Origin of the sequence: Streptomyces sp. NPDC050619 (assembly GCF_040654815.1) — a bacterium.
Classification (GTDB): domain Bacteria; phylum Actinomycetota; class Actinomycetes; order Streptomycetales; family Streptomycetaceae; genus Streptomyces.
Map to the genome: position 1 here is coordinate 1 of NZ_JBFAIR010000055.1, position 15,441 is coordinate 15,441.

General features: G+C 70.2%; 12 protein-coding genes. All 12 read right to left on the minus strand.

Annotation, left to right across the window (positions count from 1 at the left end; genetic code table 11):
- On the minus strand, positions 1–3,115 hold a 3,115-nt coding region (locus tag AB0I77_RS48665; protein WP_363289415.1), incomplete at its 3' end, for an amino acid adenylation domain-containing protein.
- A gap of 43 nt (positions 3,116–3,158) precedes the next feature.
- Complete coding sequence (locus AB0I77_RS48670) at positions 3,159–5,282, minus strand: ABC transporter ATP-binding protein (RefSeq protein WP_363289416.1); 2,124 nt, start codon at positions 5,280–5,282, stop codon at positions 3,159–3,161.
- 78 nt (positions 5,283–5,360) lie between these two features.
- A complete protein-coding gene (locus tag AB0I77_RS48675; protein ID WP_363289417.1) occupies positions 5,361–5,606 on the minus strand; it encodes an MbtH family protein in 246 nt (81 codons plus the stop codon).
- 415 nt (positions 5,607–6,021) lie between these two features.
- Positions 6,022–7,302, minus strand: a complete 1,281-nt coding sequence (locus AB0I77_RS48680; protein WP_363289418.1) for an ATP-binding protein — start codon at positions 7,300–7,302, stop codon at positions 6,022–6,024.
- 6 nt (positions 7,303–7,308) lie between these two features.
- Positions 7,309–7,962 (minus strand): response regulator transcription factor, encoded by a 654-nt coding sequence (locus AB0I77_RS48685; RefSeq protein WP_363289419.1) that lies wholly within the window; start codon positions 7,960–7,962, stop codon positions 7,309–7,311.
- A 60-nt stretch (positions 7,963–8,022) separates the two neighbouring features.
- Positions 8,023–8,826, minus strand: a complete 804-nt coding sequence (locus tag AB0I77_RS48690; protein ID WP_363289420.1) for an alpha/beta hydrolase — start codon at positions 8,824–8,826, stop codon at positions 8,023–8,025.
- Between the two features lie 25 nt (positions 8,827–8,851).
- Positions 8,852–9,655, minus strand: coding sequence for an enoyl-CoA-hydratase DpgD (gene dpgD / locus AB0I77_RS48695; protein ID WP_363289421.1), 804 nt, complete (start codon positions 9,653–9,655; stop codon positions 8,852–8,854).
- Positions 9,652–10,932 carry a (3,5-dihydroxyphenyl)acetyl-CoA 1,2-dioxygenase DpgC gene (dpgC, locus tag AB0I77_RS48700; protein ID WP_363289422.1) on the minus strand — a complete coding sequence of 427 codons (1,281 nt, stop codon included), beginning with the start codon at positions 10,930–10,932 and terminating at the stop codon, positions 9,652–9,654. Before dpgC ends, dpgD begins: the two co-directional genes overlap by 4 nt.
- The gene (gene dpgB / locus AB0I77_RS48705) at positions 10,929–11,594 is read right to left on the minus strand and encodes an enoyl-CoA-hydratase DpgB (RefSeq protein WP_363289423.1); all 666 of its coding nucleotides are present in this window, start codon (positions 11,592–11,594) and stop codon (positions 10,929–10,931) included. Before dpgB ends, dpgC begins: the two co-directional genes overlap by 4 nt.
- 14 nt (positions 11,595–11,608) lie before the next feature.
- Positions 11,609–12,769, minus strand: coding sequence for a 3,5-dihydroxyphenylacetyl-CoA synthase DpgA (dpgA, locus tag AB0I77_RS48710; protein WP_363289424.1), 1,161 nt, complete (start codon positions 12,767–12,769; stop codon positions 11,609–11,611).
- A gap of 64 nt (positions 12,770–12,833) precedes the next feature.
- Positions 12,834–14,159, minus strand: coding sequence for a PLP-dependent aminotransferase family protein (locus AB0I77_RS48715; RefSeq protein WP_363289425.1), 1,326 nt, complete (start codon positions 14,157–14,159; stop codon positions 12,834–12,836).
- A 222-nt stretch (positions 14,160–14,381) separates the two neighbouring features.
- Positions 14,382–15,392, minus strand: coding sequence for a ParB N-terminal domain-containing protein (locus tag AB0I77_RS48720; protein WP_363289426.1), 1,011 nt, complete (start codon positions 15,390–15,392; stop codon positions 14,382–14,384).
- Positions 15,393–15,441: the final 49 nt, after the last annotated feature.

Below are 15,441 nucleotides of genomic sequence, written 5' to 3' on the forward strand. Positions count from 1 at the left end.
CCGCCGCCTCCAACTCCTCCACCTGCGACTGCCCCAACGCCACCAACGGAAAATCCGACGGCGTAAAACCACCACCACCCGCGGCCACATGAGCCTCAAGCCCGGCCAGCATCTCTGCCCAGCCGTCAACCAGCGCCCGCGCCGCCTCCACGCCCAACAGACGCTCCGGCCACGCCAACACCAACGTCAGCTCCGGCCCCTCGGCCAGATCATGAACGACGCCTTCGGCCTCAAGGGCGTGCATCACCGACGCCCGGCTCGCGAAGCCCTCTCCCAGGCCGTCGCCGAGCAGCTGCCAGTCGCCCGAGCGGCTGCTGAAGCGGCCCAGGTAGTTGAAGCCGACCTGCGCGGTCGGCAACGCCGCCAGCTCCGCCGCCGTATCCGCGTTCAGATACCGGAGCATGCCGTAACCGAGACCGTCCCCAGGCACGGAGCGCACCTGCTCCTTGACCCGCTTGACGACCTCCCCGACCGCCACCGACCCGCCCGCATCCAGCCGGACGGGGTGGATTCCGGTGAACCAGCCCACCGTCCGCGACAGATCCAGTCCATCGCTGTCGAACGGCTGCCGGCCGTGGCTCTCGACATCTACCAGGAACGAAGTCCGGCCCTGATCGCCCCGCTCCCCTATCGCCGCCGCCAACGCCGCCAGCAGCACCTCGTCAACCCTGGCACCGAACGCAGCCGGCACCCCGGTCAACAACGCCGACGTCACCGACACCGGCACCCGCACCGACACCCGCCGCACCGACGACTCGACATCCCGCACCGGATCCAACGGCAGCGCCGTCAGCAGCGGATCGCAACCCGCCAGAATCGCGGTCCAGGCATCCAGCTCCGCCACCCGCTCCGCACTCCCAGCCCGCACCACCAACTCCCGCGCCCAATGCCGAAACGACGTCGCCACCGGCGCCAGCACCGGCTCCCGACCCACCGCCAACGCCACACACGCCTCGCCCAGATCCGGCAGCAACACCCGCCACGACACCCCGTCCACCACCAGGTGATGAACCACGAGCAACAGCCGACCCGGCGCGTCCAACCCGGCGTCGAACCACACCGCCTGCACCATCACACCAGCCAGCGGATCCAACCGACCCACCGCCGCACGCGCCTCCGCATCGACGTCCGCAACAGCCGCATCAACCCGACGCACCCACACCCGCCCCGCAGCCGCCTCCGGCACCACAAGCCGCGCCCGCGCACCCGGCACCAACCGCGCCCGCAGTAAGTCGTGATGACCCACCAGCACCTGCACCGCGGCCGTCAAGGTGGCCGTGTCCATTCCCCGCGGGGTCGCGACCAGGGCTGACTGGAAGACCTCCGGCAGGTCTTCCGGCCGCACCCGCTGAAGCAATTCGAGCATGACGGGAGTGAGCGGCACCTCACCCGTACCGGCAGCTGTGTCGACGGGTCTAGGAGCGTCGCCCAGGGGCAGCGCGACCGCGGCGATACGGGCGGCGGTCCGCTCCTCGAAGACCTGCCTGGTCGTGACCGCGAGGCGGGCCCGGCGGGCTCCGGATACGACCATCATCGACAGGATCGAATCTCCACCCAGTGCGAAGAAGTCGTCGTCGGCACCGACCTCCTCCACGCCCAGCACCTCGGCGAAGAGATCGCACAGCAACAGTTCAGCGGTCGTCACGGGGGCCCGGACCTTTTCGCGTACGGTCGGGGCCGGCAGCGCCGCTTTGTCCACCTTGCCGTTGGGGGTGAGCGGCAGCGCGTCCAGCACTGTCACCGTGGCTGGGACCATGTGCTCCGGGAGACGCGCTGCGGCGAGCTCGCGAACGGCGGCGGAAGCGAGCTCGCCGGCAGCGACCACATACGCGGCGAGACGGTCCTCCCGTACGACCACCACGGCCTGCGCAACAGCAGGATGCGCGGTGAGGACGGATTCGATCTCGCCCAGTTCGATACGGAAGCCGCGGATCTTCACCTGCTCGTCCGCGCGCCCCTGGAAGTGCAGCAGCTCGCCCCCACTCCACTTCGCCAGGTCGCCGGTGCGATACATACGCCCGCCGTCGGCGTACGGGCTGGCGACGAAGCGCTCCGCGGTCAGCTCCCGGCGGCCCAGGTAGCCGCGGGCCAGACCCGGTCCGGCGAGATACACCTCGCCGGTGGCGCCGATCGGCACCGGGCGCAGGAGGTCGTCCAGTACGAAGACCTGGGCGTTGGGCAGGGCGCGGCCCATGGACGGGGGCTGGTCGTCCGGGGTGAGGCCGGCGGGCAGCTCCACGGCGGTGGCGATCACCGTGGACTCGGTGGGGCCGTAGGTGTTCCAGAGCCCCGCCTGGGCCCGCCACTTGGCGGCCAGGCTCGCGGTCAGCCGCTCGGCGCCCAGCACCCAGTTGCGTACCCCCGGGACCGTCTGCGGGTCGAGCACGGACAGCAGGGAGGGCACCACGCTGGCCACCGTCACCCCGGCCGTATCGATCATCTCCGCCAGTGCCTGCGGATCGGTACGCTCCTCGCCGGCAGCGATAGCGAGAGTGCCGCCGGTCGCCAGGGTGACGGCTACGTCCAGCACGGAGGCGTCGAAGCTGAACGATGCGAACTGCAGCGTCACCTCACCGGGACCGGCACCGAGTACCGGTCCCATCGCCTCGACCAGATCGGCCACACCCCGATGCGGAACGGCCACACCCTTCGGGCGGCCGGTCGACCCCGAGGTGTAGATCACGTACGCCAACTGATCCGGATCGAGCGTCACGTGGAGCGGCTGTGCGGACTCCGCGGGGATCGCCGTCCGTGCGCCGGCCAGCCACGCGGCGTCGATCACCGGCGACGCCTCGCTGTCCGCCGCCATGAACTCCAGGCGGTCGGCCGGGTATTCCGGGTCCAGCGGCACGTAAGCGCCTCCGGCCTTCCACACCGCCAGCATCGACACCACCATGCCGACACCCCGCGGCAACCGCAGACCCACCCGCGACTCCCGTCCCACCCCAAGCCCACGCAGGTAGCGGGCCAGCCGGTTCGACCGGTCATCCAGCTCCCCGTACGAGAGGGTCTCGGAGCCGCACCGCACCGCGCATGCCTCCGGCGACTGAAGCGCGTGGGCCCGGATCAGTTCCGGAACGGTGTTGGTGACATTCGAGCGGCGAGAGTCAGACATGCCAGAGGTCTCCACTGGGTCGTCGATCACTGGACGTGCGGAGTCAGCGGTGCTCCGGCGGCGGTGGCGGCGGGCCCTGGTGGAAGAAGGGGCCGCCTCCGGGTCCGGGTCCGCCGGGGCCTGGTCCCATGCCCGGCCCGGGGCCCAGCCCGGGGCCTGGCCCCATCCCGGGCTCGGGTCCCATCCCGATCCGCACCGGACCACGGCCACCAGGACCACCAGGACCACCCGGCCCAGGCCCGCCCGCATGCACCGGCTCCGGTCGCGGCGCAGGCGATCCGTTCTTCGACTGACCGGCGAACTGCGTCCTGTACAGCTCGGCGTACAGGCCGCCCTGTTCGAGCAGTTCCTCGTGGGTGCCCGACTCCTGGACCCGGCCCTCGTCGATCACCAAGATCTGGTCGGCGTCGCGGATCGTTGCCAGCCGGTGGGCGATGACCAGCGAGGTGCGCCCCTTCAACGCGGTCTTGAGGGCCTGTTGCACTGCTGCCTCGGACTCCGAGTCGAGGTGCGCGGTGGCCTCGTCGAGGACCACGACAGGCGGCGCCTTCAACAGCAGCCTGGCCATGGCGATGCGCTGCTTCTCGCCTCCGGAGAGCCGGTAGCCGCGGTCGCCCACCACGGTGTCGAAGCCGTCCGGGAGCGATTCGATCAGCTCCCAGATCTGCGCGGCCTTGCATGCGTCGATCAGGTCCTGCTCGGTGGCGTCCGGGCGGGCGTAGTTGAGGTTCTGGCGGATGGTGGTGTGGAAGAGGTGCGCGTCCTGGGTGACCATGCCGACGGTGTCCAGCACCGACGCCAGAGTCAGGTCGCGCAGATCGTGTCCGCCGATGCGCACCGTGCCGGTGCCCGGGTCGTACAGGCGCGGCACCAAGTGCGTGATGGTCGTCTTGCCGGCTCCGGAGCGGCCGACCAGCGCGGTGAGCTTGCCGGCCGGTGCGGTGAAGGTGAGGTCGCGCAGGGTCCAGGCGTCGCCGGCGCGCTCCGGCATCGGTAACGCGATCGATTCGAGGGAGGCGAGCGAGACGTCGGCCGCCTTGGGGTAGCGGAACGACACGTTGTCGAACTCGATCGACACCGCGGGCGGCTGCTTGCCGCCGGCACCGTCTCCGGCCCCGCTCGCCGCCGGCAGCGCCACCGCGTCCGGCTTTTCCGCGATCAGCGGCTTCAGGTCCAGGACCTCGAACAGCCGGTCAAAGCTGACCAGCGTATTCATGACGTCCGCCTGGGCGTTGGAGAGCTGACCGATCGGCTGCATCAGCCGGGTGAGCAGGGTGGCCAGGGCCACCAGGGTGCCCATCTGGATGGTGCGGTCGATGACCAAGTGGCCGCCGACCCCGTACACCGCGGCTGTGGCCAGCGAGCTGACCAGCATGGTGGAGAGGAAGAGCAGCTTCATGTGGACGGAGGTCTGCACACCTACGTCGCGGCTTCTGTCCGCCAGTCCGGAGAACTCGGCCGACTCCCGGGCGGGACGGCCGTAGAGCTTGGCGAGGAGGGCGCCGGTGACGTTGAACCGCTCATGCATCATCGAGCCCATTTCGGCGTTGATCTGCATGTGCCGCCGCATGAGCCGCTGCATCCGGCGGCCGATGACCCGGCCGGGCAGCACGAAGAACGGCGCCAGCAGCAGGGCGATCAGCGTGATGAGCCACGACAGATAGATCATCGTGATCAGGACGAAGGTGAGGGTGAGCGCGGCGGAGACGACGGTGGAGAGCAGCGAGGTGAGTGCCGCTTGTGCTCCCATCACGTCGGTGTTGAGCCGGCTGACCAGCGCTCCGGTCTGGGCCCGGGTGAAGAAGGCCAGTGGCTGCCGCTGTACGTGGTCGAAGACCTCGGTCCGCAGGTCGTAGATGAGCCCCTCGCTGACCCGGGCGGACAGCCAGGCCTCCACGAATCCCAGCAGGCCGGCCACGAGGGACATTCCGGCGACGGCCACGGCTATCCATACGACCGCCGAGGTGTCGTTCTTGAGGATTCCGTTGTCGATGAGGTATTTGAACATCAGCGGAATGGCAACCGCGATGCCGGCGTTCAGCGTCGTCGCCGCCAGCAGGCCCGCTATTATGCGGCGGTGTCGCCTGGCGTACGGGAATATTCGTTTAGTGGTGCCGGGCCTGACCTCTTGTTTCCCGATGGACGGATCGGGTCCGTCCCCTCGCACGATCACCGGTCCTGGGCCACCCATCATGGCCACAGCTACCACCTCTGTCCCGTTGTCTCGCCGTCGGTCGTTCTTCGGTCAGTTGACGGATTCGGCCGTGGCCTTCTCGCCGTCGGCCGCGTCCATCGCCTCGGCGAGGCTCCTGGGGCGCATGTCCGTCCAGTTCTCCTCGATGTACGACATGCAGGCCGCTCGCGTTCCCTCGCCGAAAACGACCTTCCAGCCGTCCGGCACCTCGGCGAATGCGGGCCAGAGAGAATGCTGGTTTTCGTCGTTCACCAGCACCAGAAAAAAGCCGTTCTCGTCGTCGAAGGGATTAGCCATGACCACTCCCGTCAGTGGGTTCGCCTGGGCGTGGTCAACGATAATCAGGGCCCTGGAAGACGACAAGCAGCGTAATTTGGCAGCCCCGTCCAACCGCGTATTCTCGGCACTTGGACGCGCTATTTGGAATTGCCGGTGGATCGGGTCTGTCCATGACAGAGAAACCCGACACTGCCGAGGATCATGTTCCGGCGGCGGACAAGAACGACAGCATCGGCTTCGAGCGCCGCCGGGTCCGGGACCTCCCGCTGTCCACAGTGACAGTGACCGGGCACCGGGCCCATCGCTGCCGGTGCGCGCGCCCTGGCCGTCTGCCGCGACCACAGCGCCTTCGAGGCCATCCACCGCGCCTTCACCGGCAACCTCTGGACGCCCCCATCATGCAGGCCACCCGGCCAGCACACCTCACACACCGTCACCGATCAGCCGCATTCCTTCTGAATGCGTACGTTGTCGCAGCACCGCTGAGTTCGCGCTGTGCGGGAAAGACCACCTGCACGACCAGGCCACCGTCCGGGCGGGCCTGCGCGGTGAGTTCGGCGTCGTGTGCGGTGACGATGGAGCGGACGATGGACAGGCCGAGGCCGTGGTGGCCGTCGTCGGCGTTGCGGCGCATCCGCTGGAATGGGTTGAACAGCCGGTCGACCTGGTCCGCGGGGATCTGCGGACCGGTGTTGGCGACCCGGACGAAGGCCCGGCCGATGCGGGTGCCGATGGTGATCTCCACCTGCCCGTCGGGGCGGTTGTAGTCGATGGCGTTGTCGAGGAGGTTGGCCAGCAGCCGTTCCACCAGCACCGGGTCGCCGTGCAGGGCGACGGGCTCGATGTCGGCGACGAGCCGCAGGCCGCGCCGTTCGGCGGCCGGGCGGAAGGTACGTACGATTTCGTCGGCGAGGTGCGCCAGCTCCAGCGGCTCCGGCTGCTCGAGACCGCGCTCGCTGGTGGCCAGGAACAGCAGCGACTCCAGCAGCCGGCCCTGCTGCTTGCTGATCGCCAGCAGCCGCTCGAAGTTGCTGCGGAAGGACTCCACCGTCGAGGCGCCGTCGATGAGGGACTCCTCGAGCAGCGCGTGCTCCAGCGTGAGCGGGGTGCGCAGTTCGTGCGCGGCGTTGGCGACGAAGCGTTTATGGGAGTCCATGGCCGTCTCCAGCCGGCCGAGCAGGCCGTCCACCGTGTCGGCGAGGTCCTTCAGCTCGTCGCGCGGGCCGTCGACGGCCAGCCGCTCGTGCACATTGCGCGCTGTGATCTGCTGGATGGCGGTGGTCATGGAGCGCAGCGGGCGCAGCACCCGGCCGGCGACCACCCAGCCGAGCCAGATCGCGATCACCGCCGTGATCCCGAGGGCGATCGCCGACTCGAACAGCAGCCGGCTCATCATTTCCTCGTGGGTACGGGCGGCCTGCTGGCGCAGCCCTTCCGTGAGCTGGTCGACGGACGCCGGTCGGCCGTCGCCGATGAACCGGCTGTGGCGCGGCGGCTCACCCGACTCCGACGACTCCTGGAAGCCGCTGACCAGGACGGGGCCGCCGGTGGAGCCGGCCACGAGCAGATAGGTGATGGTGAGCAGGACGGCGCCGGACAGGACGAACAGCGCTCCGTACAGCAGGGTGAGGCGCATCCGTACCCGCCGGGGCCGCAGCAGCGCGGCGGCCCGGGCGCGGGAAAGGTGGGTCGCGGTCAGCGGGAACGAGCGCATGACACCTCAGATCCGGTACCCGCCACGGGGTACCGTCTCGATCATGGGCGGGGAACCCAGCTTGGCGCGCAGCCGGTTGATCGTCGTCTTGACGGTGTTGGTGAACGGGTCCGTCGCTTCGTCCCACACCCGCTCCAACAACTCCTCGGTCGGCACCGCCCGGCCCTCGACGGCCAAGAGGTACTCGAGGACCGCCAGCTCCTTGGGGTTGAGCGGCAGCCGCTCGCCGCCGCGGGTGGCGAGCCGCTTGGCTGGGTCGAGCCGTAGGTCGCCGTGGACGAGGACGGGCGCGAGCGCCTGCGGCGGGCGCCGGGAGATGGCGCGGATCCGGGCGATGAGCTCCGGATAGGCGAAGGGCTTGGGCAGATAGTCGTCCGCGCCCAGATTCAGCCCTTCCACCCGCTCGGCCATCGTGCCGGAGGCGGTGAGCATCAGTACGCGGGGCTGCCGCGGCTGTTCGGCGAGCGTGCCGCAGACGTCGTCGCCGTGGATTCCGGGGAGGTCCCGATCGAGCACGACGACGTCGTAGTCGACGACGGCGGTGCTCTCCAGAGCACGTTCGCCGTCGTATACGACATCGACGGCCATTCCTTCGCGGCGCAATACCCGCGCCACCGATTCCGCCAGCACGGCGTGGTCCTCGACCACCAGCACTCTCATCGCCCACCACCCCTAGCGCGGTCCGTCCGTATGCGACCGGAAGGCTATCGCTCGGATACGTCAGCTTGATATGAAGAATCCGGTCATCGCCTCGTTCACCGCGTCGGGCTTTTCCAGGCAGCCGAAGTGGCCGCAGCCGGGGATTTCGGTGTACCCGGCGCCGGGGATCGCCGCCGCGACCTCACGGACGAGGTGCGGGCGGGCGACGAGGTCGTCGGCGAAGCCGATGATGTGGCAGGGCACACGGATCCGGCGGTAGGCGGGCAGCCGGTTGCCGATCAGCTGCAGGCCCAGCTGGCCGCGGACCGACCCGGGGGCGGCCCCGGACAGCTCGAAGACGCCCAGCCAGTCCTGGAGGCGCTCCTCGTCGTTGAGGGTTTCCGGCGACAGGTTCTGGATCGCCTGTGCATAGGCCACGTACGCCGGCGGCAGGCGGCCGGCGCTGTCGGCCAGTGCCAGGTCGGCGGCCGCCATGGCGGCGATCAGCGCGTCCGCCCGGCCGCAGGAGGCGATCAGCACGGCCTGCCGGACGAGCTCGGGTCGGGCCAGCAGCAGTTCGGCCACGATGATGCCGCCCAGGGAGAAGCCGACGACCCGGCACGGGCCCGCGCCCAGGTGCTCGATGAGGCCGGCGACATCCGCCGCCATGTCGTCGAGGGTGAACGGCTGCGGTCCGGCGTCGGTCGGCGGGATGCCCCGATTGTCGACGGTGACGACCCGGTAGCCGGCCGCCTTCAGAGCGGGGACCTGGTGGGTGCGCCAGATCCGCCCGGGCGCGGCGGTTCCGGTGACCATCACCACCGGCTCTCCGGAGCCGTGGTCGTCGTAGCTGAGCTTGATCCCGTTGACGGGCACCACCGGCATCGGGCCATCCCCCTTTACTCTCCGCTCACTTACCGGTCCAGACGGGATCGCGCTTCTCCGTGAAGGCCTTGACCCCTTCCGCCACATCCCGGCTGCGTCTGCGGCGCTCCTCCCAGCTGTAGGTGGCGGTGAACGCGTCCGGGAGCGGCATGTCGACCGACGCCAGGGCGGCCTGCTTGATCGCCCTTACCGAGAGCGGGGCGCAACGCACCAGGTCCCCCGTCCACTCCGCGACGCAGTCGTCCAGCCGGCCCTGCGGTACGACCTCGTTGACCAGGCCGTACCGCAGGGCCTCGGCGGCGTCGAGGCTGCGGCCGGTCAGCAGGTGTCCGAGCGCGACCTTCTGCGGCAGCTGCCGGATCAGCCGGAACGCGCCGCCCGCTCCGGGGATCAGGCCGAGCCGCGCCTCGGGCAGGCCGAACACGGCCTGCTCGGAGGCGATGATCAGGTCGCAGGCCAGAGCGAGTTCGAACCCGCCGCCAAGGGCGTAGCCCTGGACGCGCGCGAGCACCGGCTTGGACAGCGTGAAGCGGTCGGTGAGCCGCGGCCAGCCGCTCTGGCCGCGGCTGCCGAAGGTGGTCGGCGGCACGCCCTGAGCGCCCAGCCGGGCGCGCTCCTTGAGGTCCTGTCCGACGCTGAAGGCGCGGTCGCCGGCCCCGGTGAGTACGGCGACGCGTACCTCGTCGTCGGACTCGACGTAGTCCCAGACCGCGCCGAGCTCATCGTGCATGCGCAGGTCCATCGCGTTGAGCACGTCCGGGCGGTCGAGCGTGACGTAGGCGACGTGGTCGCGCGTGACGCACCGCACCCGGGGGCCGGCGTCGCTCATCCGGCGCGCCCCGCGAACCGGCCGACCTTGTCGATGACGTCCTCGCCGTACAGGCGCAGCGCCTGCTGCAGCGCGAATTCGGCCATGTACCGGCGGAATTCCTCCGGCGGCTCCTCGGCGGCGTTCAGCATTCTCCGGTTGACGACGACGGCCGGGCTCTGCAGCCGCGCCACACCGCGGGCCACGGCCGCGTCGAGCTCGTCCGGCTCCACGACCTCGTCGATCAGCAGCCGGGCGTCCGGTTCGGTCGCCCGGATCCGCCGCCCCGACAGGATGACCTGGCGGGAGATCCGCGGGCCGGTGTGCCGGCCGAGGCGGAAGTTGGCGGCTCCCGGCACGATGCCCTCGCGGGCGGCCGGAAGCGTGAGATAGGCGTCCGCCGCGGCGAGCACCAGGTCGCAGGCGAGCAGCAGCTGCATGCCGCCGCCGATGGCGAAGGTGTCGACGGCCGCTATCCAGGGCTTTTCGACCGTACGGGAATGCCAGGCCCCGGCGTGGTCGGTCAGCAGGCCGGTGACCAGCTTGCGGAGGTAGCCGAGTTCGCGGCGGAGCAGGAAGCCGGTCAGCGAGATGCCGCCGGCGTGCAGGCTCTTGAGGTTGATACCGGCGCTGAACACCCGCTTGCCTCGGTAGCGGGGATGGCTCATCTCCCCGCCCCGCACCACGCCGACGTGCACCTCTTCGTCGAGGAGCGCGAGGTCTACGGCAGTCTCCATGTCGTCGACCTGCTCGCCGTCCTCGGCGTTCAGGCAGTCGTCCCGGCACATCGTCAGGTGCGCGGCGCCGTCCCGCCGTTCCAGCAGGACCGAGCGGGTGCGCAGCACCCCGGTGCGGCGGAACTCCGGCAGCAGCCGAAGGGCGCGCGGCGTCGGCCGCAGCATCGCGTCCAGCAGCCGCGGGCCCGCGAGCGGTGAACGCAGCACCGCCCGCAGGAAGATGCCCTGGTCTATCTCCCAGCCTTCCTTGTCCGCCTGGCGGTGGCCGCGGTCGGCGGCGAGCTGCTTCTCCGTCGGCACCAGGCCGGGGTAGGCGTCCGCGGCGGCTGCCACCAGCTCGTCGACGCGCAGCCCGTCGGCGAGTCGCTCGTACACGGCGTCGGCGTGCGTGTCGAGGTAGCGCACCCGCAGCGCGCGGGCCGCGTCCTTGGCGGCGGCGAGCTCCGCGCGCTGCGCCGGCGTGCGCGCACCGGGGTCGGGGTGCGCCGCGATCAGGTCCTCCACGCGGGCCGCCGCCTCCCGCAGGCTCGGCCAGACGTCCGGCTGTCCGGGTGCCGTCACGACGCCTCCTGCCGGGCCGTGCCGCGCAGCGCCCGGTCGCAGGCGGCGAGGTGCGGGCCGAGCGCGTCCTCGAAGCTCGTCGTCGCGGCGTCGAAGAGCAACTGCCGCCGGATCGCCAGCTCCTTGCCGGCCAGCCCGCTGGCAAGGCCGGCGACGGCCGCCGTGGCGGCGGCGGGCTCGACGACGATCTCGTCGACGATGCCCAGCCGCAGCGCCTCGGGAGCCTCGATCGGCAGGCCGAAGAGCACGGCACGGCGGATTCTCGCCATGCCGGCCAGCGCGACGAGCCGGTAGCCCGCCATGCCGGGCCAGGTGGCGGTGGCGTCCCCGGAGATCAGCAGCCGGGTGCCGTTCGTTGCCGCGCGAACGTCCGCGGCCAGGAACGCGTCGAGCGCCGTCCCTCCGCAGTCGCCGTCGGCGACCGCGACGGTGGCGACGGGGAGCCGTTCCAGCCGGCGCAGCGCCCGCTCCCACTTGCTGACCAGCATCACGTCGAGTCCGCTGGTCCAGTCGCCGCCGGGGGCCCCGGAGACGTGGATGGTGAGGATGCCGCCGGAGCCGCCCTGTGCCTCGGCTCGGTCGCAGGCCTCCTGCACGGCCGCGACGGCGGCGGCCGACAGTGGCTCGGTGCCGTCGACGGTCAGCGTCAGCGCCTCGTTCACGGCGCTCTCCCGCCTCACCACTGGACCAGTGCCGTCTCGAGGGTGGAGCCTGGCCCCATGGTCATCAGCACGCCGTAATCCCCTGGTTCGATGACGCCTTCGTCCAGCAGCCGTTCGTAGGAGAAGAGGAAGGAGCCACTGGACACGTTCCCGTAGTCGCGCAGCACGCCGATGGTGTGCCGCACGTCGTACCTGGTCAGGCCGAGGTTCACGCCGACCGCGTCGATCACCTTCTTGCCGCCCGAGTGCACCAGCCAGTGGGCGATGTCGCTGCGCCGCAGGCCCGTTCCCGCCAGCAACCGGTCCACGACGATCTCGGCGTGGGCGCCGACGACGTACGGGATCTGCTGGTCGAGGAAGAAGCTGAACCGGGCGAGGTCCCGGTCCCAGTCGTAGCGCATGGCGTCGACGGCCTCGGGGATGATGCAGCTGGCGAACTTCAGCAGCCGCGGGCCTTCCTCGGCGCCTGCCGCGCCCGCCTGTTCGCCGGTCCGTTCGCCCGCGAGCAGCGCGACCGCGCCGGCGCCGTCGCCGAACAGGCTGTTCACGACGGCCGTGCGCATCGTCGAGTCCATCGCGTACGCCGCCGAGCAGGCCTCCGTGCACAGCACGACGGCGAGTTCGCCGGGGTGGGCCGCGGCCCAGCCGGTGACGACGCCCAGGGCGTTGAGCCCGGCGTTGCAGCCCATGCCGACGATGTCGGAGCGGCTGCAGTGCCGGTCGATGCCCAGCTCCCGGATGAGCAGCGCGCTGAGCCCGGGGGTGAGGAAGCCGGTGGAGGTCACGCAGCACAGGTGGCGCAGGTCGGCCAGGTCGGCGCCGGCCCGCTTCAGGCAGGCGCGCAGCGCGTCCGCGCCCATCTCGATGGCCAGTTGCTTGTGCTTGGCGAGCAGGTCGCCCTGCGGCTCCGCGATCCGGGCACCGGTTTCGTCCACGGCGGGGAGCGTGAGGTGGCGGCGCTCGATCGCGCTGTTGAGGAAGACGGAACGGACCTGGGGATCGGTTATCGCGAAGGCGTCGAGCACCTCCTGCTGGGTGTACGAGGTGGGCGACACCGCCGTACCGACGCCGACGATCCGCGGGTGCAGGAGCTCCCGCCTCGCGGTCAGGCCGGGCTGCGGCACGGCCGGTGCGGATTCCTGGGAAGAATGCGGGCTTTCCATGATGGCGGTCACCGGAACGTCCACCCCCACCTACGCGGCTTACTGCGCAGCAGTCCTGAATAGCTGGTCACTTGCCTCACCTTTCTCTTCCGGAGTTCTCCGCCGCTATGAAGCAGGCGAGCCGCGCGGTGCCTTCTTTCATTTCCGCGGGCGTCAGATAGCTGATGGACAGGCGGATGCCGTGGTGGCCGCCTCCGTGGGGATGGAAGTTCCGCATCGGCGTCCAGATGACGCCGAATTCACGCGCGGAGCGCGTCAGCGCGGACTCGTCCGCCGCGAAGGGGACCCGCATGCTGAGGAAGAACCCGCCGGCCGGCTCGTTCCACCGCACCCCGAGCTCCGCACGGCGGTCGGCGGGCAGGGCCTCGTCGAGATGCCGGAGCATGGCTGCCATGGCGTCGCCGTAGTAGTCGGCGGCTTTGGCGTTCAGGTCCGAGAGCCGGCCGTCGGCGGCAAGCAGCGCGCCGGCTACGGCGGCCTGGCTGAGCGACGGGGTGTTCACCGTCACCATGCTCTTGATCTTGGCGAGTTCGGCGGCGAGCAAGGACGTACCGCCGGCGCCGTCGTCGACCCGCTGGTCGGCGACGACGAAGCCGACGCGAGCGCCGGGGAAGACCGTCTTGGAGAAGGAGCCCAGGTGCACCACCGAGCGGTTGGTGTCGAGGGACTTCAGCGTCGGCAGCCGCGGGCCGGGGCTCACCATCCGGTACGGGCTGTCCTCCACGATCAGGAGGCCGTGCCGCCCGGCCACGCGAAGGAGGTCCCGGCGGGCCGGCTCGCTCATCGTGGTGCCCGCCGGGTTGGCGTGGTCGGGCAGCACGTAGAGGGCGCGTGGGCGGCGGCCGCGGGCCAGTTGCTCCTCGATCGCCGTCTCGACGTCGTCGGGGTGCAGCCCGTCCTCGCGTTCCTCGACCGGGCGGACGGCGATGTCCAGCAGCCGGGCCGCGCCGGTGATCCCCACGTAACAGGGGCTGGAGACCAGCAGCACGTCGTCGGGGCCGGCCATCAGCGCCCGCAGCACCAGAAGCATCGCCTCCTGTGCGCCGACGGTGACCACCAGCGACTCGGCCGGGACGTCGATGTCCTCGTCGGCCCGCAGCGAACCAGCGATGATCTCGCGGATGGTGCCCGCGGTCGGGCCGTACTGGTAGAGCGCGGTCCTGATCTCCTGCGGCGAACTCCCCTGCGCGGCAAGGTGGTCGAGGTAGCCGCGGATGTAGGTGAAGACCTGCTCGGTGTCGAAGAAGCCGTCGTATGGGCGGCCGGGGGCAAAGGAGATCGCGTCCGGATAGCGGAAGGTGATCTCGTTGAGGAAGTTCATTGTGTCGAGCACCGGGTCGGCGAGGGAGTCGTGCAGGTCCTGCCTGCGTAAATCCGTCGGCGCAAGCTGCCGCGTTACCATGGATTCCCCCAAAAGGCCGCCTGGCAATTCAATGAAGGTGAATTTCCGGCTTCAGCATCACACGGCCACCAGGATTCGACAACGGCGTCCAACCGGAGGCGGTGAACTCCTGAGCAGCGGAAATTACAATGCGGCGGAAAGCACGAAATCGCGGCTGGACCGAGCCCGTCCAACCGGCTGAATTCGCCACTTGGACGGCCCCGGTCGGGCAGCCGCGATGAACTATCTCTGCGCTACGGCCTGGTGATCCATGCGCGCGGCGATCTCCTCCCAGACGCCCGCGCACTCGCGGGCGAGGCTGGTCACCATCCCTTTGCAATGCGGAGGCACGCCGTCGATGATCGCCTGCCACTCCGCGCCGGTGAGGGTGAAGATGAACAGCCTCAGCAACGTACGCCCGGTCTCGCTGAACCGCAGGGCGGGGTCGGATTTCAGCCGGTCCACAGCCGCCACCCGCGCCGCGATCCGCGACCTGCTGATCGCCTCGCCATCGCTCGTCACGGCGGGCGGCTCGATCCTCTCCCGCTCGGTGGGCGTTGCCGGGGCCGCGGCCTCGGGTCGCGGATGCGCCCGCACGCGCGGCTTCGGCAGCAAGTCCTCGCCGCGGTGCAGCCGGTTTCTGACGTCCCTGGCGGTCTCCGGAGATATCCGGGCCGCACGCGCGATCTGCCGCAGCGACAGCCCGGGATTCTCCTGGATGAGCTTGCCGGCCAGTTCGCGCCCGGCGGCGATGTTGACCGGCCGGACCCGCCCGTCCTGACCGATCCTGCTGCCCTCGATGAGGGTGTCCCCGGCCGTCCGCCGACGGATCTCGGACACCGTGCCGGGCGACAGACCCGTGGACGTGGCGATCATCCGGTCCGACCACTGCGGGTGCGTCGTGATGATCCGGCCCGCCGCCCGCTTCCGGTCCGCCATCGACAGCGGCAGGCCATGCGCGACGTTCGATTCCACCGCGAGCACGAAGGCGTCGGATTCGCTTCCGTCGAAGTACGTGACGGAGATCTTTTCATCACCGCGAAGCTGCGCCGCCCGTAAACGGTGCACCCCGTCAATCACCCGCATGGTCGGCCGGTGCACCAGCACGGGAGGAAGCGGAACCCGAACTTCCACCAAGGCCTGTATATGATCCTGATCCTCGCCTGCACTACGCGGCGAAGCGGCGACGAACAATGAACTTATGTCGGCTTCGACTACCATCTCTTGTTCAAACTGGACCTGGCCAGGCTGCACCACAAGCTCCTCTCGAGGCAATTCCCGCGAACCAGCTCGCACTCACCGG

Coding starts and splice junctions, on each gene's coding strand:
- AB0I77_RS48685 (WP_363289419.1), bottom strand. CDS start 7,962: ATGAGAGTGCTGGTGGTCGAGGACCACGCCGTGCTGGCGGAATCGGTG.
- AB0I77_RS48675 (WP_363289417.1), bottom strand. CDS start 5,606: ATGGCTAATCCCTTCGACGACGAGAACGGCTTTTTTCTGGTGCTGGTG.
- AB0I77_RS48715 (WP_363289425.1), bottom strand. CDS start 14,159: ATGGTAACGCGGCAGCTTGCGCCGACGGATTTACGCAGGCAGGACCTG.
- AB0I77_RS48690 (WP_363289420.1), bottom strand. CDS start 8,826: ATGCCGGTGGTGCCCGTCAACGGGATCAAGCTCAGCTACGACGACCAC.
- AB0I77_RS48680 (WP_363289418.1), bottom strand. CDS start 7,302: ATGCGCTCGTTCCCGCTGACCGCGACCCACCTTTCCCGCGCCCGGGCC.
- dpgD (WP_363289421.1), bottom strand. CDS start 9,655: ATGAGCGACGCCGGCCCCCGGGTGCGGTGCGTCACGCGCGACCACGTC.